The sequence below is a fragment of the Bradyrhizobium sp. 4 genome (assembly GCF_023100905.1).
Taxonomy (GTDB): domain Bacteria; phylum Pseudomonadota; class Alphaproteobacteria; order Rhizobiales; family Xanthobacteraceae; genus Bradyrhizobium.
Map to the genome: position 1 here is coordinate 826,740 of NZ_CP064686.1, position 17,391 is coordinate 844,130.

At 64.3% G+C, this 17,391-nt stretch carries 18 protein-coding genes; 8 read left to right on the plus strand and 10 right to left on the minus strand.

What is annotated here, in order from left to right:
• The first annotated feature begins 77 nt into the window (after positions 1-77).
• The 3 genes from IVB45_RS03900 (at position 78) to IVB45_RS03910 (ending at position 2,625) form a co-directional block, all read left to right on the plus strand.
• Positions 78-581, plus strand: a complete 504-nt coding sequence (locus tag IVB45_RS03900; RefSeq protein WP_247359522.1) for a CAP domain-containing protein — start codon at positions 78-80, stop codon at positions 579-581.
• A 78-nt stretch (positions 582-659) separates the two neighbouring features.
• Positions 660-1,835 carry a patatin-like phospholipase family protein gene (locus IVB45_RS03905; RefSeq protein WP_247359523.1) on the plus strand — a complete coding sequence of 392 codons (1,176 nt, stop codon included), beginning with the start codon at positions 660-662 and terminating at the stop codon, positions 1,833-1,835.
• 1 nt (position 1,836) lies between these two features.
• Positions 1,837-2,625, plus strand: a complete 789-nt coding sequence (locus IVB45_RS03910) for a 3-hydroxybutyrate dehydrogenase (protein WP_247359524.1) — start codon at positions 1,837-1,839, stop codon at positions 2,623-2,625.
• A gap of 46 nt (positions 2,626-2,671) precedes the next feature.
• Here the strand turns inward: IVB45_RS03910 and IVB45_RS03915 are convergent, their stop codons facing one another.
• The 5 genes from IVB45_RS03915 to IVB45_RS03935 all read right to left on the minus strand — a co-directional run bounded on the left by IVB45_RS03915 (position 2,672) and on the right by IVB45_RS03935 (position 6,749).
• The gene (locus IVB45_RS03915) at positions 2,672-3,496 is read right to left on the minus strand and encodes a sulfite exporter TauE/SafE family protein (RefSeq protein ID WP_247283758.1); all 825 of its coding nucleotides are present in this window, start codon (positions 3,494-3,496) and stop codon (positions 2,672-2,674) included.
• A 244-nt stretch (positions 3,497-3,740) separates the two neighbouring features.
• Entirely contained in the window at positions 3,741-4,025 is a 285-nt protein-coding gene (locus IVB45_RS03920) for a type II toxin-antitoxin system RelE/ParE family toxin (RefSeq protein ID WP_247359525.1), read from the minus strand.
• Positions 4,022-4,258, minus strand: coding sequence for a hypothetical protein (locus IVB45_RS03925; RefSeq protein WP_247359526.1), 237 nt, complete (start codon positions 4,256-4,258; stop codon positions 4,022-4,024). Before IVB45_RS03925 ends, IVB45_RS03920 begins: the two co-directional genes overlap by 4 nt.
• Positions 4,259-4,311: 53 nt before the next feature.
• A complete protein-coding gene (locus tag IVB45_RS03930; protein ID WP_027570243.1) occupies positions 4,312-5,679 on the minus strand; it encodes a flippase in 1,368 nt (455 codons plus the stop codon).
• Positions 5,680-5,909: 230 nt separating this feature from the next.
• Entirely contained in the window at positions 5,910-6,749 is an 840-nt protein-coding gene (locus tag IVB45_RS03935; protein WP_247359527.1) for a protein-disulfide reductase DsbD domain-containing protein, read from the minus strand.
• A gap of 142 nt (positions 6,750-6,891) precedes the next feature.
• Here IVB45_RS03935 and IVB45_RS03940 point away from each other — a divergent pair, with 142 nt between their 5' ends.
• Positions 6,892-7,536 carry a YqgE/AlgH family protein gene (locus tag IVB45_RS03940; protein WP_007605477.1) on the plus strand — a complete coding sequence of 215 codons (645 nt, stop codon included), beginning with the start codon at positions 6,892-6,894 and terminating at the stop codon, positions 7,534-7,536.
• Positions 7,537-7,665: 129 nt separating this feature from the next.
• Here the strand turns inward: IVB45_RS03940 and IVB45_RS03945 are convergent, their stop codons facing one another.
• Both IVB45_RS03945 and IVB45_RS03950 read right to left on the minus strand, forming a co-directional pair.
• On the minus strand, positions 7,666-8,553 hold the full coding sequence (locus tag IVB45_RS03945; RefSeq protein ID WP_247359528.1) for a TauD/TfdA family dioxygenase: 888 nt from the start codon (positions 8,551-8,553) through the stop codon (positions 7,666-7,668).
• A gap of 200 nt (positions 8,554-8,753) precedes the next feature.
• The gene (locus IVB45_RS03950; RefSeq protein WP_027570246.1) at positions 8,754-9,533 is read right to left on the minus strand and encodes an SDR family NAD(P)-dependent oxidoreductase; all 780 of its coding nucleotides are present in this window, start codon (positions 9,531-9,533) and stop codon (positions 8,754-8,756) included.
• A 98-nt stretch (positions 9,534-9,631) separates the two neighbouring features.
• Between IVB45_RS03950 and IVB45_RS03955 the strand changes: the two genes are divergently transcribed.
• Together IVB45_RS03955 and IVB45_RS03960 are read left to right on the plus strand one after the other, a co-directional pair.
• Complete coding sequence (locus tag IVB45_RS03955; protein WP_247359529.1) at positions 9,632-10,369, plus strand: SDR family oxidoreductase; 738 nt, start codon at positions 9,632-9,634, stop codon at positions 10,367-10,369.
• A 73-nt stretch (positions 10,370-10,442) separates the two neighbouring features.
• A complete protein-coding gene (locus tag IVB45_RS03960; RefSeq protein ID WP_247359530.1) occupies positions 10,443-10,817 on the plus strand; it encodes a CsbD family protein in 375 nt (124 codons plus the stop codon).
• A 180-nt stretch (positions 10,818-10,997) separates the two neighbouring features.
• Here the strand turns inward: IVB45_RS03960 and IVB45_RS03965 are convergent, their stop codons facing one another.
• Positions 10,998-12,692 carry an SGNH family hydrolase gene (locus IVB45_RS03965; protein WP_247359531.1) on the minus strand — a complete coding sequence of 565 codons (1,695 nt, stop codon included), beginning with the start codon at positions 12,690-12,692 and terminating at the stop codon, positions 10,998-11,000.
• Positions 12,693-12,896: 204 nt separating this feature from the next.
• A complete protein-coding gene (locus IVB45_RS03970; RefSeq protein ID WP_247359532.1) occupies positions 12,897-14,294 on the minus strand; it encodes a lytic murein transglycosylase in 1,398 nt (465 codons plus the stop codon).
• A gap of 203 nt (positions 14,295-14,497) precedes the next feature.
• Here IVB45_RS03970 and IVB45_RS03975 point away from each other — a divergent pair, with 203 nt between their 5' ends.
• On the plus strand, positions 14,498-15,373 hold the full coding sequence (locus IVB45_RS03975; protein ID WP_247359533.1) for a UTP--glucose-1-phosphate uridylyltransferase: 876 nt from the start codon (positions 14,498-14,500) through the stop codon (positions 15,371-15,373).
• 106 nt (positions 15,374-15,479) lie between these two features.
• Here IVB45_RS03975 and IVB45_RS03980 read toward each other — a convergent pair whose 3' ends face one another.
• Complete coding sequence (locus IVB45_RS03980) at positions 15,480-16,976, minus strand: diguanylate cyclase (RefSeq protein ID WP_247359534.1); 1,497 nt, start codon at positions 16,974-16,976, stop codon at positions 15,480-15,482.
• A gap of 144 nt (positions 16,977-17,120) precedes the next feature.
• On the opposite strand from IVB45_RS03980, the gene IVB45_RS03985 reads away from it, so the two are divergent.
• Complete coding sequence (locus IVB45_RS03985; RefSeq protein ID WP_247359536.1) at positions 17,121-17,390, plus strand: hypothetical protein; 270 nt, start codon at positions 17,121-17,123, stop codon at positions 17,388-17,390.
• Position 17,391 lies beyond the last annotated feature (1 nt).

The following is a 17,391-nucleotide window of genomic DNA, read 5'->3' on the forward strand; positions in this document are numbered from 1 at the left end:
TCAATTTTTCCTCAATATTCACCTTTCAGCCACGGTTGGTATGCAACAACGGCCCCTGATTTTGGGGGCTCCTGTTCATGCGCGCCGCGGCCGCAATACTCATCACTTTGCTGCTCGCCGGCTGCGCCGGCAACGAAGCACCGGTCCAGCAACCCTCGATGTATGACGATATGGCTGTCCCGGGCGCAAAGCTCGATGCGCAGGCGGCAGCGATCATGATTTCGCAATACCGCCAGAACAACGGGCTCGGGACCGTCGTGATCGACCCCGAATTGATGCGGCTCGCCGAATCCCAGTCCCAGGCCATGGCAGCGGCCAACAAGATGGACCATGACGTCCGCGCGCCGCTGGCCAAGCGCCTCAGCGCCGGCGGCTATCCGGCGACCGTTGCAGTAGAGAACGTCTCGGCTGGCTATCACACGCTGGCGGAAGCGTTTTCGGGTTGGCGCGACTCGCCCCCCCACCGCGCCAACATGCTCAAGAGCGGTGTCACAAAATTAGGCATCGCGGCGGGCTATGCTCCCGGCACCAAATACAAGGTGTTCTGGACCATGATCCTGGCCTCGACGGACTCCCGATAAGCCAGACTTGATCCCGGGATGCATTGACGCCGCGGCAGACTGTCGCCACGGTCGCTCGCCATCTGCTACTGTTCCCGCATGACCGATCATAGTCCAGAAGTCGCAACAATCCCCGCGAACGCGCAACGTGTCCTGGTCCTCCAGGGCGGCGGCGCGCTCGGCTCCTATCAGGCCGGCGCCTATCAGTCGCTCTGCCATGCCGGCTTCGAGCCGGACTGGGTCGCCGGCATCTCGATCGGCGCGGTCAACGCCGCGATCATCGCCGGCAACGAAGGGCAGACGCGCGTCAAGCGGCTCAAGGAATTCTGGGAGATGGTCTCCGCGCCGGTGCCGTGGAAGCCGATCGGCAAGAGCGATCACAGCCGCGAACTGTTCAACTCGACCAGCGCCGCATTGATCGCGACCTTCGGCGTGCCAGGCTTCTTCACGCCGCGCATCCCGCCCGCGCCGCTCTGGCCGCCCGGCAGCCCGCAGGCCGAGAGCTATTACGACACCGCACCGCTGAAGAAGACGCTGGAGCGACTGGTCGATTTCGACCGCATCAACGATCTGAAGACGCGGCTGTCGGTCGGCGCGGTCGGCGTCACCTCGGGCAACTTCAAATATTTCGACAATTTCGAGTTCAGGAAGCTCGGCAAGAAAATCGGCCCCGAGCACATCATGGCCTCCGGCGCGCTACCGCCCGGGTTTCCGTCCATCGTCATCGAGGGCGAGCATTATTGGGACGGCGGCATCGCCTCCAACACGCCGCTCGACTACGTGCTCGACGCCGAGATCGACCGCGATCTTCTGATCTTCCAGATCGACCTGTTCAGCGCCCGCGGCGATCTGCCGACCTCGCTGCTCGAGGCGACCGAGCGCGAGAAGGACATCCGCTTCTCCAGCCGCACGCGGATGAACACTGACAAGAACAAGCAGGTGCACAACGCCCGCAGGGCCGTGCGCGACCTGATTTCCAAATTGCCCGATTATCTCAAGAACGACCCTTCCGTGGAATTCCTTGCCAAGGTATCGCGCGAAAGCACTGTGACTGTGGTGCACCTGATCTACCGCAGCAAAAATTACGAATCCTCGTCCAAGGATTACGATTTCTCGCATGTCGCGATGGTCGAGCATTGGGAAGCCGGCGTGCGTGACGTGCATCTGTCGATGCGCCACAAGGACTGGCTCGAGCGGCCGCAATCCGGCGAGACCATGGTGACCTACGATCTCACGGGGGACGTCACTGTGCCCCCGCCAAAAAGGAGCGAGTAATATGGGTAGTTTGTCAGGCAAGAACGCCGTTGTGACCGGGTCGACCAGCGGCATCGGGCTTGCCTATGCGCGCGCTTTCGCCGCCGCCGGCGCCAATGTCGTCATCAACGGGTTCGGCTCGCCGGAGGACATCGAGAAGGAGCGCGCCAAGATCGAGTCCGATTTCGGCGTGAAGGCGGTCTATTCGCCGGCCGACATGACCAAGCCGGCCGAGATCGCCGGGATGATCGCGCTCGGCGAGAAGAGCTTTGGTTCGGTCGATATTCTCGTCAACAATGCGGGCATCCAGTTCGTCTCGCCCATCGAGGAATTCCCGCCGGAGAAATGGGACCAGATCATCGCGATCAACCTGTCCTCGGCGTTCCATGCCATTCGCGCAGCCGTCCCCGGCATGAAGAAGAAGGGCTGGGGCCGCATCATCAATACCGCTTCCGCGCACTCGCTGGTCGCTTCGCCCTTCAAGTCGGCCTATGTGTCGGCCAAGCACGGCATCGCCGGCCTGACCAAGACCGTGGCGCTCGAGGTCGCGACCAGCAAGATCACCTGCAACTGCATCAGCCCCGGCTATGTCTGGACGCCGCTGGTGGAGAAGCAGATCCCCGACACCATGAAGGCCCGCAATCTCACGCGCGACCAGGTCATCAACGACGTGCTGCTCGATGCGCAGCCGACCAAGGAGTTCGTCACCTCCGAGCAGGTCGCAGCCCTCGCGCTGTTCCTGTGCGGCGACGATGCCGCGCAGATCACCGGCACCAACCTGTCGATCGACGGCGGCTGGACCGCGGAGTAGAGCGCCACGGCTGGCAAATGGCGGAGCCGAGCTCCGCCATTTTCGTTCAGTGCGTCCAGGCCAGCGCCGTCTCGAATGCCGAGGACAGGTGCAACTCCGCGAACATGATCTTGCCGGCGACCACGAACAGCACGCTGGCAAGTGTCAGGCGCAGCACCGTCTCGGGCACGCGCGTCGCGCTAAAGCTGCCGACGACGATGCCGGGCAGCGAGCCCAACAGCAGCACGCCCATCAGCGCCCAATCCACGTCGCCAAGCGCCCAGTGCCCCATTCCGGCGATCAGCGTCAGCGGGACGGCATGGGCGATGTCGGAGCCGACGATGGTCGCCACCGGCAGGCGCGGATAGAGCAGCAGCAGAACGGTGACGCCGACCGCGCCGGCGCCGACCGATGAAATCGAGACCAGCACGCCGAGCACGATTCCGGTGACGACGGTTGCGATCGCGGTGGTGCGGTCATCGACCTGCTCCAGGCGCCGGCGATAGCGCTCCATGATCGATCTGCGGAAGATCAGCGAGGTCGCGGTCAGCAGCAGCGCGAAGCAGAGCACGAGGTTGACGAGATTGCGCTCGGAATCGCTCTTGAGGTCGAGCTTCCACAGCACGAGCAGCGTCAGCGCGCTCGCCGGAAGGCTGCCGCAGGCGAGCCGCAGCACCGCCGGCCAGTGCACGCTGCGCGACCAGCCATGCACCAAGCTGCCGCCGGTTTTGGTGGCGGCGGCATAGAGCAGGTCGGTGCCGACCGCGGTCGATGGATGAATCCCGAACAGCAGGATCAGCAGCGGCGTCATCAACGAACCGCCGCCGACGCCGGTCATCCCGACCAGCAGGCCGACGCCGAACCCGGAGGCGACGTAGAGTGGATCGATCATGTCCAGGGAATCTTAGGTTTATCTCGTCAGTTGGGCAATATGACGTAGAATAAACTTTCTCTGCAGCGCAACCGATTGGAGCGAATAAGAAAAATCCTCCTGCAGGGGGCCGAAGTGGAGGCGTTTTCTCCAATTCATCGCTCTCTTGCAAAACGGACATTCGGTTAGACGTCAAACAAGAATCCAGAGCTTCGGTTCTGATCAATCAGAACCGATAACGCTCTAGGCATATTGCCTACCGGGCTCATTCAGCCCCGCGACCGGTCGCCGGGACGTGTGGCGGATGTGGACGGTATGGATTACGGACACGGTAAAATATCCGGAATGGGTAGCGGACGACCGCTGCGACACGAACCTCGGAACGGTGCGCAACGCGTGGCGCCGAGAAAGGCGCGCGACGGACGCGCTCCACGACGTCAACAAATCTCCGGTCGACAGCTTCGGCGACCACAGGGCTGGCGTTGCTGGCATAATAGGTCGCGATGTCCGCGAGATCAGCAAGCGCCTCTCGCGTCCAGACGACCTTCATCCGCGCGCAAATTTCGCGAAGGCTTCCGCAACCTCGGCATCCGTAGCGACCTCGCCGCGATCGATGGAGGCCAAGGCCGCGTCGATGCTCCGCAATTCCTCTTGCGTCGCAAGATACTCGCCGCCGAGCAGCTCACTCTCGATTTCGCTGGCAATGGCGACCAACTCGTTCTGGGCCTCTTCAGGCCAGGTCTGGGCACGTTCCAGAAGGTTTCGTAGATCGCTTACAGCCATGGATCCGACTATATCAGGCGGCGGTTGGCTTTCCAATTGCCGTGAGCCGACGGCTATTTCCCGAACGCCAGCACGTGCAGCCCGAGCCGCTGTCGCACGATCCAGAACAGCAGCACCGTCTCGAAACTGAGCGAGATCGAGGTCGCGGCCGCAGCACCATGGCCGCCGAAGTGCGGCACCAGCGCGATGCAGAGCACCAGGTTCATCGCAAAGGCCAGCGCATAGGCCAGCGCGCAGATCTTCTGCTGGCCGAGCATGTTGAGCAGCCGTTCGACCGGGCCGATCGCGGATCGGACCACCAGGCCAATGGCGGCGACGAACATGATGTCGTAGCCGACCACGAATTGCGGCCCGAACAGCCAGAGCAGCGGCTTGCCGAGCGCGAGCAGCACGATGGTCGCCGCCAGCGACGGCCAGAACGTCCAGTTGATGGCATGCGCCACGTAAGCCGACAGCCGCGCCTTGTCGCCGCTTGCATTGTATTCGGCGAAGCGATGCGCGGTCGTTGCCGACATCGCGTAGTGGATGAAGGAGACCAGCGCGAGCGTCTTCACCACGGCGAAATAGACGCCGACCTCGTCGGAGGGGCGGAACTGCTGAAGCACCAGCACGTCGGTGTAGGACAGCAGCAAATAGAAGCTTTCGACCAGCAGGATCGGCAGCGAGACGGCGAGCCAGCCGCTGACGTCGTAGGCCTTGGGACCGGGCTCGATGTGACCAGCGAGCTTGCGGTTCAGCACCACCATCTGCCCGGTCATCGCGATCCACACCGCGCCGGCACTCGCGATCATCGCGGCGACCGCGCCGAGATGATAGCCGAGCAGGAAGGCGCAGGCCGTGATGCCGATGATCAGCGCCTGGCGGATGATGAATTGCGGCATCAGGCCGAGCTGCATCCAGTCATGCGAGCGCGCGATGCCGTCCTGGGTGTTGGCGACGACGAAAGCGGGCAGCGTCATGCAGCCGATATAGAGCGGCAGCTCTTCGGCCGGCTCGATCCAGGGTGACAGCAATTTGACGAGACCGGCGAGGCCGAGCGAGACCAGCGCGGAAACGGCAAAGGTCAGCCAACGGCTGCCCGAGAGAAAGCCGCGCAGCAGCGCATGCTCGCCACGGGCGCGGTATTCCGGGATGATTTTTTGCGCGGAGGCCGAGATGCCAAAGTCCATCATGCTGCCGAGCAGCAGCACCCAGGTCCAGACATAAACATAGACCCCGTAGTCCGAGGTCCCCATCCAGCGCGCGAGCAGGACCTGCGAGAAATAGGCAAGGCCGGCGCTGATCACGCGGATGACGAAGATGGTGCCGGCCAGCCGCCGCGTCAGCGACGCCTCGCTCGACCCGCCCGTCAATTTTTCGCGCAGCCGCGCGATGAGGCCGGCAGGTCCGGTCGTTGCGGGTTCTGCATCCATCACGGCCAAATCGAAGGGTCCCCGAGGCGCGCACGAGTGCTGCGGCAGACTTGCCGCAGGAGCCCTGGGGATTAGCAACCATTCGTTAAGATTCGGTTGGATCAAGGATGTCGTCCTGGCGAATGCCAGGACCCATACCGCGTGATCTGTCAGGAGGAATTGGGTAGCAGTTCCAAAGAAGGAGTCTTCGCCAAACTAATCCCTGGGGTAATGGGTCCCGGCCTGCGCCGGGACGACAACTAATCCAAATTGGCATTGAACTCGTACGACTTCTCCGGTCCGACCAGCGTGAACTTCAGCGCTGCGCCGTCGGGCTTGGCGCCCGGCGGCAGTCCGTCGAGTTCGAAAGAAAATCGCTTCACGCCCGGTGGGCTGGGCTCGACCGGCGCCGGGATCGGCAACGCCCAATCGGGCGTCGGACCTTCCACATAGAGATTGACGGTGCGCGCATCCGGCACGACGACGTCCACCACCACATTCTTGGGCCCGTCGCGCTTGACGTCCCGGATGGTGAGCGGGTTGGGATCGCCGATCGTGGCAGGCTTGGGCACGGTGTCGAGCGCTGCACGCAAATTGGCGTCCTCGGTCGAGGCGACGCTGTTGAAGCCAAGCTCGGCGCGAGCCTCGACCGGGATGCAAAGCTTTTCGCACACCGCATAATTGATCTCGGCGCGCAACGTCACCGGCTTGTCGGCCGCCTTGGCGATGATGCGCAGGGGCAGCACGATCTGGTCGTGATAGCCGATCGAATGGCCGCCCGCGCCGTCGTCGAATTTCTGCGGGGCCGGCCACATCACCGTCACCGCCTCGACATTGTCGGATTTCGAGAAATCGAAGCGCGGCGGAACGCCGGAATCGCCCGGCATGCGCCAATAGGTTTTCCAGCCGGGCTGGATCTGGAAGGCAATACCGCCGAGCAGGACGGCGCCGCTGCGCGATCCCGCCAGCAACCGCACCGCGGAATGTCCATCGCGCTGCCACGGCGATGCATCGTCGGCATGGGCCGCAAGCGCCAGCGACGACGCGAGCAGGGTTGTCGCGACGCCAATCGCCGCACGCCGGGGAACTCTTGTCAGCATGGTACGTCTTTACAGGGTCACCCCGCGGCAAACCATTGAATTGCTTGTGATGGATGCACTTGAATCGAGGCCCTGCAAGCCTTGATTTGACAGCGGCCCGGCCCGACATCAGGATAGGAATTGAAACCGGAGTGCTTCACCGATGGCTCCCACAGGCAAGAGGACGGGCGAAAGCACCCGCAAGTCAGCCCCCGCGCTCCCGAGCTCGGCGGGCTACCTCGACGGCCAGCTGTTGATCGCCATGCCCGTGATGGGCGACGAGCGCTTCGAGCGCTCGGTGATTTATCTCTGCGCCCACTCCGCCGAAGGCGCGATGGGCATCATCGTCAACCACCCGGCCGGCAGCATCGACTTCCCCGAGCTGTTGCAGCAGCTCGGCATCATCAACAAGGGCGAGCACATCAAGCTGCCGGAGAATGCCGAAAGCATGAAGGTGCTGCGCGGCGGTCCGGTCGATACCGGCCGCGGCTTCGTGCTGCATTCCAGCGATTTCTACATCGAGAACGCGACGCTCCGGATCGACGATGGCGTCTGCCTCACCGCGACGGTCGACATCCTGCGTGCGATCGCCAACGGCTCCGGCCCCAAGCACGCCATCCTCGCGCTCGGTTATGCCGGCTGGGCGCCCGGCCAGCTCGAGACCGAAATCCAGAGCAACGGCTGGCTGCATTGCGACGCGGATTCGGATTTGATCTTCGGCGATGACGTCGACGAAAAATACGGGCGCGCACTGCGCAAGATCGGCATCGATCCCGGCATGCTCTCGAACGAGGCCGGGCACGCCTAGCGCCTCGCTGTCGTGCCCCGCGAAGGCGGGGCATCCAGTACGCCGCGGCGCATCGGTTCTATCACAACTGTCTCGGAGTACTGGATCGCCCGGTCAAGCCGGGCGATGACACCGATTGCTGAGTAACGCCTACTCCGCCGCCTGCTGCTGGACCGTCGGCTCCGTGCCTGCGACCGTCGCGCGGCGCATGTCGCGGGGCTGCGACTGGTCGTAGCGGCGGACGCGGTGCATGGTCTGGCGGTTGTCCCACATCACGAGGTCATGCAGCGTCCATTTGTGGACGTAGACGAACTCGCTCTGGGTCGCGTGCTCGTTGAGATCGCGCAGCAGCAGCCGACCCTCGGGGACGCTCATGCCGACGATCTTGCCGGCATGCGATGAGAGATAGAGCGACTTCCGGCGATGAACGGGATGGGTGCGCACGAGACGTTGCAGCACCGGCTTGAACATCTGCTTCTCGTCGTCGGTGTATTCGGTGAAGCCGAGCGATCCCCGCGAATACATCAGCGAGTGCTCGCAGACGAGATCTTCGATCTCCGCCTTGGTCTCGTCGTCGAGCGCGTCATAGGCCGCCCGCATGTCGGCGAATTCTGTGTTGCCGCCCTTCGGGTTGATCACGCGGGCCGACAGCAGCGAGAATTTTGCCGGGATGGGGCGGAACGAGCTGTCGGAATGCCACAGGCAGTTGCCGAGGTTGAACAGATGCGCGCGGCTGTCCTTTGCCAGCGGCTTGCCGTCCTTGCCGAGATTGGAGACGTCGTTCAGGCCCGATTGGAGGCGGTAGTCTTTTTCCTTCGTGACGGTGCCGCCGCGCGCGTCCTCGCGCTGGCCGAAATTCAACGCGAAAGCCATCTGCTGTTCGTCGGTGATGTCCTGGTCGTGGAACACCAGCATCGCATATTTGTCCATGGCGGCTTCGATCTCGCGCGCCTCGGCCTCGGTGAGAGGTTGCCGCAGGTCGAGGCCGGAAACCTCGCCGACAAAATGTTTGTGAAGCTGCCGGATGGCGATCGTCATGACGTTTCTCCCGCGAACCGCGAGCGGTTGGTCCGCTCTGTCGGTGAAAAAGTTACTCCCGTAACAAGCGATGTCAACGCTAGGCGCGCATAGCTGCCCGTAGCCCGGATGGAGCGCAGCGTAATCCGGGAAGTCTTCCCGCGAGGTGAGAACCCCGGAGTGCGCTGCGCTCCATCCAGGCTACGCACCTTTGGTGCCGCTCACGCGTTGCGCGCCATCAGGCCGCCGTCGACGGGGATCACCGCGCCGGTGAGGAAGGACGCTGCCGGCAGGCACAGGCTCAGCGTCATGTGCGCGACCTCTTCGGGGTCGCCGTAGCGGCCCAGTGCAGTGCGGCGCTTGGCGTAGATGGTCTTGTGTTCTTCCGAGATCCTGTCGGTGATGGCGGTGCGGACCGGCCCCGGGCAGATGCAGTTGACGGTGATGCCTTCGCGGCCGAGCTCCACCGCCAGCGAGCGGGTAAGGCTGGCGACGCCGCCCTTCGCCGCCGAATAGGGGCTGTGCAATGCGGTGGCGCCGAGCGCCTCGGTCGAGGCGATGTTGACGATGCGCGGGCTCTTCGACTTGCGCAAGTGAGGCAGCGCGGCGCGGATGATGCGCGGATGCGCCGTCAGCATCACCGCGATACCCCTAGCCCAGGCGTCCTCATAGGCCTCGTCGTCGATCGCGACGCGCACGGAGATGCCGGCATTGTTGACGATGATGTCGAGCCCGCCGAAATGCGTCGCGACGTCGCCGACCACGCGCCTGATCTCATCGCCGTCGGCCACGTCGAGCTTCCAGGCTTTCGCGGCTCCGCCGCTTGCCGCGATCTCCTTCGCCACGGCCAGCGCGCCCTGCTCGTCATAATCGGTGACGGCGACGTTGGCGCCCTCGGTGGCGAACACGCGGGCCGTTGCGCGTCCCATGCCGCTGGCCGCGCCGGTGACGAGAACGGTCAGGCCCTTCACGGAGCGGCTGAGCTGTTTGAAATCGGACATGGTGTTTCCTCGTGCTCTGCTTGTTCTTGTTGTGATTGACAAGGCTGTCATCGATCCGCAGACAGGTCAAACAAGCAAGACGATCGGGGAGGCCTGCGATGACGAACGAGCTCGATTTCTCAGGCAAGCAGGTGCTGGTCGTCGGCGGATCCAGCGGCATCGGCAACGGTATCGCGCAAGCCTTTCGCGTCAGGGGCGCGCAAGTCGCGGTCTGCGGCACGCGTGCTCACGCGAAGGAATATTCAGCTGAGGAGGGCTCGGATCTCACCGGTCTCTCCTACGCGCAACTCGACGTCGGCAATGCCGGCGCGGTCGAAGCGTTCAAGCCGTCGTTCGAACGGCTCGATATCCTGGTGCTCGCGCAGGGCGCGGTGCTCTATCGCCGCGGCGAGTTCGAGATGGCTGGCTTTCGCAAGGTCGTCGAGGTCAACCTGATGAGCCTGATGGCCTGCGCCACGCGATTTCATTCCATGCTGCGGGACTCGCGGGGATCGCTGATCATGGTGTCCTCGACCGCGGCCTATCATTCCACCATGGGCAATCCTGCTTACAACGCGTCGAAGACCGGGGCGGTCGGATTGACACGGACGCTCGGCGAGGCCTGGGCCGAAGACGGCATCCGCGTCAACGGCATCGCGCCTGGTCTGGTCGACACCAAGATGACGAAGGTGACGACCGAGAATCCCAAGCGGCTCGAAGGTGCACTTTCACGCATTCCGCTGCGGCGATTGGGCACGCCTGCTGACATGGCGGGCGCGGCGCTGTTCCTGGCATCACCGCTGTCGTCCTACATCATCGGCCAGACGTTGGTCGTCGACGGCGGGCTGATTCTCTGAGTCCAATTTCAAGTCAGATGGAACTGCGCCGCTCCTGATCGGTTACTTGGGCTGACCCCCGAGGAGGAGCATCATGGATAAAGATCGGATTGTCGGATCGGCCAAGGAATTCGCCGGACGCGCGGAAGGCGCTGTCGGTGATCTCGCAGGCGATGCGCAGACACAGGCGTCGGGCAAGGCACGCGAAGCGGCCGGCACGGTGCAGAATCTCTACGGCCAGGCCAAGGATGCCGTACGTGACGCGACCGACACCGCGGCCAGCTATGCCAAGGACGCCTACGACAAGCCGGCCGAAACCTTGCGCGACGGTTCGCAGGCGATTGCCCAGAAGGTGCAGGACAACCCGCTCGGCGCGCTGCTGGTCGCCGGCGGCATCGGCTTTGCCCTTGCACTGCTGATGGCGCGGCCTGCGCGCCGCCCGCCGCCGCGCTGGCGCTATTACGGCTGAAGCCAACGCAATAAGCATCTGGCCCCGGACGCAGTGCGGCGTGTAACGCCGCACTGTGAGCCGGGGCCCATCTTTTTGTGGCCCATTCCTTTGTGACTGTCGGACGTGCTGGGTCCCGGCTCTGCGCAGCAGCGTTTCACGCTGCAGCGCGTCGGGGACACGAGATCTCAGCTTAGAAAATTATCGGAACACTTCCGCCGATCGCCCGACATTGCCAGGCGGCCGCGGGATCGCGGGGTTGGGATTCGGATTGCGCGGCGCGGGCGCCAATTGACGCGGCGGGGGCGGCGGCGAGCCAAAGCCGAAGAAATCTCGCATCGATGGCGCTGCCTGTGCCGGTTGCTGCGGCACCGGTGGCTTCTTTGGCGCAAGCTTTGGCGGGGCGATCGCTGCGGCCGCACCCGGCGTACCGCCATCAGGCGTCGTCGCGGCGACCGGCGTATCGCCCTTGGCCTGCTCGCGGCCGACTTCGCGGCGCGGCCAGGCATAATCGTCAGCGCGGCCGGCCGGCGCAGCCAGTGGCTCGCCCTTCACCATCGTCTTCGCAGCGAGCGCATCGACGGCGGCAGGACGTGAGCCCGGCCCACCCAGCAATTGATCGGTCGAGATCGAGGCCGCAACCAGCGGCACGATCGGGCCGGCCAGCGGCCGCGGCGCGGGCTTGCCGGGTTCGGCACTGGTGTCGGGGGTCGCCGGTTCGCTCGGCAGCGCGATCGGGCCGGAGCGCCCGGCGAGCAGGCGGGTGATCTCGCGTTCGACATAGTGGGCGAGCTTGCGCGCGCCGGGTTTTGTGAAATAGACGCCGTCACCGCTGCGGAGTTGACGGATCTGGCCTTCGAAGTCCGGGCCCTTCTGCAGGAAGCGGCCGGCCTCGTCGACAAAGCCGTCCCAGACGTCGACGTAAGTGATGCCGGCCTTGGCCGCGCCTTCGCGATAGAGCGAATCCAGGAACAGCATGTCCGCGGTGCCCTTGGGACCGCGGATCGCGGGCAGGCCGACCCAGAGCACCGGCACGCCCTTGGACTTGAGGACGTTGGCGAGCTCCTCGATCTTCTTGCCGTAGAGCTCGACCCAGCGCTCGTCGCGGAATTCGTAGAGGCCGTTCGGGTTGCGTGCCGTCTTCTCGGGCGCTGCGACCGCCGGTGCGTCAGCGTTGTCGGCATCATCCTGCGGCAGGTCGGCATCGGCCGGCTTGTCGTCCGGTTTCGCCGCGGTGTCGCCGGGCTTGGCATCGCCGGGCTTGGCCGGTGGTTTGCCGCGCGCGCCCTTGTCGTTCTTCTTGTCCTTGTCGGTCGCCTTGTCCGATTTATCGGGTGCTGCCGCCTCGCGGATCGCGATGCGGTCGTTGAGGCCGAGCATCACCACGATCACGTCGGGCTTCTCGGTCTCGAGAATGCCCTTCGCAGCAGCCGTCCAGTCCGAGGGCTCACCCTTGGGCTGGTACTTGATCAGGCCGGACGTGGTCTTGTGCTTGCGGATCACGCCCATGTCGGGCTGCTCGGTGTAGGCATCCTCCAGGCCGTAGGCGAGCCAATCGGCCATGGCGTCGCCGATCACCAGCACGTTCCTGTCGGGAATGGTGTCGCGCTTGGCCGGCGCCGGTGCGCGCGAAAAATCCTGACGCGGTGCTTGCGGCTGTTGCTGCTGGAACGGCGCGAAGAAGTCGCCGCCGAACCATCCGCCGCCGCCGCCTCCACCTCCGCCGTTCCGCGGCGGCGGCGGAGCCGCGCGCTGCGGTGGGCCGCCGAAGCCGGGGAAGTTGAAGAACTGCGCCGAGGCGGGTCCCGCGACCGAGACCAGAATCGCAAGCGCCGTCCCCAGCGCGATCAGCGGGCCGGTCTCGGTCAGCACCTTGAACAGGGACTTCTTCGACATGCGATCTCGGCACGTGCAATGGGGATCGGGACAGGCTCGAATATAATAACGGAATCGGGCGCCAAACGGGCAGATTCTCTTTCCAGATTCTCTTCAGATCCTTGAGATTCTTGGCCCAAGATTATTGGCCCATACACGGCGAACCGCCGCCCCGGTCAAGACTGCCGGCCAAAATCCCTGTTCAGGGTTACTTTCGGCGCGATTTTACCGCCCGCGCAGCCGGTTCAGCGCGTCGGAGGAGGCAAATCCGTCCGCGGGGACCCCGATCGAGGCCTGGAAGTTGCGCAGGGCTTCCCGGGTCTGGCCGCCGAACTGGCCGTCGGGGGTGCCCTTGTAGAAGCCGCGCTGGGCCAGCAACTGCTGGAGTTCCAGCCGCTCGGTCCGAGACAGCTCCCGTTCCTGCCGCGGCCAGGGCTGCATGAACGGCTGGCCGCCGCGCAGGCGGTCGGCGAAATGGCCGATCGCCAGCGCATAAGCCTCGGCCGGATTGTACTTCATGATGACCCGGAAGTTCTGCAGCATCAGGAAGCCGGGCCCTTGGGCACCGGCCGGCGCCAGCAGATAGGCCTTCTCGGCTGGATGCGGGAAGGGCTGGTTGGCCGGGCGCTTGAGGCCGAGCTTTTCCCATTGCGCCACCGTCATCGCCTTGGCGCGATCGGCCAGCATGTAGTTGAAGCCCTGGGGCACCACGACCTCGTAGCCCCAGGTCTGGCCGGGCTGCCAGCCGTCCTTCTTCAAATTGTTGGCGGTCGACGCAATCAGGTCGGAGGGATTGTCGACGACGTCACGCCGGCCGTCGCCGTCGCCGTCCACGGCAAAGCGCTTGAACGCGGTCGGCATGAACTGGGTCGGGCCGAAGGCGCCGGCCCAGGAGCCGCGCAATTGTTCGGGCCTGAGATCGCCGCGGTTGAGGATCTCCAGCGCGGAGAGGAATTCGTCCTTGAAGTAAGCCTGGCGGCGGCCGATGCAGGCGAGCGTCGCGGTCGATTGCAGCACGCTGCGGTCGCCCATCTGCGTCGAGTAGTTGGACTCGATGCCCCAGATCGAGGCGATGATGTAGCGATCGACGCCGGCGGCTTTTTCGGTGGCGTCGAACTGCGCCTTGTATTTGGCCAGGACCTCGCGGCCCTTGGCGAGGCGGTTGTCGTTCACGAGGATGTCGAGATAATCCCAGATCGACTTGGTGAACTCCGGCTGCGAATCCATCAGGTCCATGATGCGCAGATCGGGCGCGAGGCCAGCCGTGAAGCGTTGGAAATTTTCCTGCGTGATGTTGCGCCGTGCGGCATCGGGCCACATGCCCGCGACGCAATTGTTGAAATTGCCCGCGGCCTCTCGGATCGCGGCGGCTGTCATCAGCGGATGACCGGAGGCGCCGTCCTCGCCGGTCCAGGGTTGAACTCCCGTTTGAGCGCCGCTGGGCCCGGGCGCTGCTGGCGAAGGCGCCTGGTTCGGGCCGGAGAAAATACCGCCGAACAGATTTGACAGACCGTTCTGAGCCTGCGCGCCGGCGGGAAGCGGGAACAGCAGGGCGGCCGCAATCATCGTCGCACCGGTCACGGACCCGCCCCGTTTTGCCAGCCCTGCCATTGATTGCATCATGTCCACACCTGTCCGGCCAAAATCCGCCCTCAGGAGGCCTGGTTACGGTTGCCAACAGCTTAACAAAGGTGAAATTTTGATGGTGGCCTTTTTCTTAACTCTGTGAGGATGAGGCCCCACATCCGCCTTTGTTGGCGGCTGCAAACAAGCTAGCAAGATGCCATTGCTCCCTTCACGTGTTCCTCAGGTATTCGATCAATCCCATGAAAATCCGCAAAGCCGTATTTCCCGTTGCCGGCCTCGGCACCCGCGTCCTGCCCGCCACCAAGGCGATGCCGAAGGAAATGCTGACGATCGTCGACAAGCCGCTGATCCAGTACGTCTATGACGAGGCCCGGGAAGCCGGCATCGAGCACTTCATCTTTGTCACCGGCCGCAACAAAAGTGTCATCGAAGATCATTTCGACCGGATGTTCGAGCTCGATGCGACGCTGGCCGCGCGCGGCAAGAAGACCGAGCAGGACGTTCTGGCGCAGAACCAGCCGGAGGCCGGCGCCGTCAGCTTCACCCGCCAGCAGGCGCCGCTCGGCCTCGGTCACGCGGTCTGGTGCGCGCGCGACATCGTCGGCAACGAACCGTTCGCGGTCGTGCTGCCCGACGAACTCGTGCTCAATTCGCCCGGCTGCCTGAAGCAGATGATCGACACCGCCAGCAAGCTCGGCGAAAAATCCAACGTCATCGCGGTCGAGGCGGTGCCTGACCATCTGACCCATCAATACGGCATCTGCGGCGTCGGCAAACGCACCGGCAAGATGTTCGAGGTCGACGGCATGGTCGAGAAGCCGGCCAAGGGCACCGCGCCCTCCAACCTCTCGATCACCGGCCGCTACATCCTGCAGCCGGAGATCTTCAAGGTCCTTGAGACCCAGGAGCGCGGCGCCGGCGGCGAGATCCAGCTCACCGACGCCATGATCGGCCTCGCCAGATCGCAAAAATTCTACGGCGTCGAGTTCGAGGGCGAGCGCCACGATTGCGGCTCCAAACCCGGCTTCCTCCGCGCCAATATCGCCTACGGCCTGAAGCGGCCGGAGCTGCGTGACGGGCTCATTGCGGAGATGAAGAAATATCTGGGGCAGTAGCGCTCCGCTCGTCATTGCGAGGAGCGAAGCGACGAAGCAATCCAGGCTGCCTCCGAGGCGACAGTCTGGATTGCTTCGCTTCGCTCGCAATGACGGAACGAACTCCTCACGCCACCAGCGACAGCTTCGGCAGGCTCGCGACCACAGACTGGTTGCGGCCGCCGGCTTTTGCGGCGTAGAGGGCCTTGTCGGCGGCGGCGACCAGTAGCGGCCAGTCCATGCCCGTGGTCGGAACGAGGCTCGCGATGCCGCAGGACACCGTCGAGCTCGTGTGGTCGTCGGACCAGCCCTGCACCTTGGCGCGGATCTTCTCGGCCACCGTGAGGGCGTCGGTGACCGAGGTGCCCGGCAGCAGCACGGCGAATTCCTCGCCGCCATAGCGCGCCGCGCAATCGCCGGCGCGGCTCACCGAATCGGAAATGCAGATGGCGATGCCGACCAGCACCTGGTCGCCGGCCTGGTGGCCGAACGTGTCGTTGTAGGCCTTGAAATGATCGGCATCGATCATCAAGAGCGCGATCGGCGTCTGCTGCCGCATCGCGCGGCGCCATTCGACGTCGATCACCTGGTCGAACTTGCGGCGGTTCTTCAGGCCGGTGAGCGCGTCGGTCGTCGCCATCTCCTCGAGCTTGCGCTCGGCCTCGGCGCGCCGGCCGATCTCGCGCGCGAGCACCAGCGTCGATGCGAGCATGAACAGGCTGAGCGCCAGCACCACGGCGCCGATGCGGTAGGCTTCCCTCTGCCAGAGCTCGAACACCGCGGCCAGCGGTTTGCCCGCCACCACGAACAGCGGACCGCTGTCGCTGCTGCGCACATAAAGTCGCGGAGTCGGATCGACCGGGCCCTGGCCCGCATAGGAGGCGCCGACCCGGAGATTTTCGGCCTTCCATGTCCGCCGATCGTTCAGGTTGGTGCCGATCACGTCGAGGTCGAACGGGCGCCGCATCATGATGGTGCGGTCGCGCTTGAGCACGGTGATGGTGTCATGGGGATCGAGGTTCAGCCGCTCGAACAACTCGTGGAAATAGCTGAAGCGGATCGAGCCGGCGACGACCCCGAGGAAGCCTCCGTCGGTGTCGCTGATGCGCCGGCTCAGCACGATTGCATAGGCGCCGCGGAACAGCATCGGGCGGCTGATGAAGAGGCCCGTTTCGGGACTGTCGCGATGGACCCTGAAGTAATCCTCGTCGCCCCGGTTCACGACAACGGGATCGAGCGTCGAGGCGTCGATGGTCAACCGGCCGTCGGCATCGAACACCTGGATCGCGCCGAAATGCCTCGCCGTGGTCGAATGGTCGAACAGGATGAGGTGACGGATCGGCTTCGAGACCGTGGCGATTTCCGGCAGCAGCATGTTGCTGGCGACCGCCTTGAGGGCCAGATCGTAGATCTCGATGTTGCGGCTGACGTCGGACTCGATGGTCGTCGCCAGGTTTTCCAGGGTCTGGCGGGCGAGCGCCTCCTCGCCGCGGCGCATGTCCAGCATGACGTTGACGCAAATGGCGGAAAAGCCGATCACCGTCACCACGGACGAGATGATCAGCAGCTTCGCCGAAAGCCGCCATGGCCGTCGGGCCGTGACGTCGCGCCATCGAGACAACATCGTTTGCTCCCGGCACCAGTGAATGCGCCCGAAAGCTTGAGTAGTGTTTAAGCCGGGACGGCGCTGCCGGAATGAGTTAAAAATTGGTTTCCGCGGCTCACGTTTTTGGGCAAAGCGGGCCTTCGACCAGCGAAGAGGACAGCGGTGAACGACTACGACGCGTTGCGCGATTATCTGATGCGGCAGAAGCAGGCGGAATTCGTGCTGACCTATGAACAGATCGAAGAGATCATCGGCGCGGCCCTGCCGCGCGCGGCGAATCGTGCCTCATGGTGGGACAGCCTGCGCAGCCCGGATATCCAAATGCCGCAACGCGAAGCCTGCCTCGCCGCGGGTTTCAAGGCGATGCGGATGCCGGACGGCGAGAGCGTGCGGTTCACCAAGCTGAAGAGTGACCGGCGTAGGCCTGGGTGAG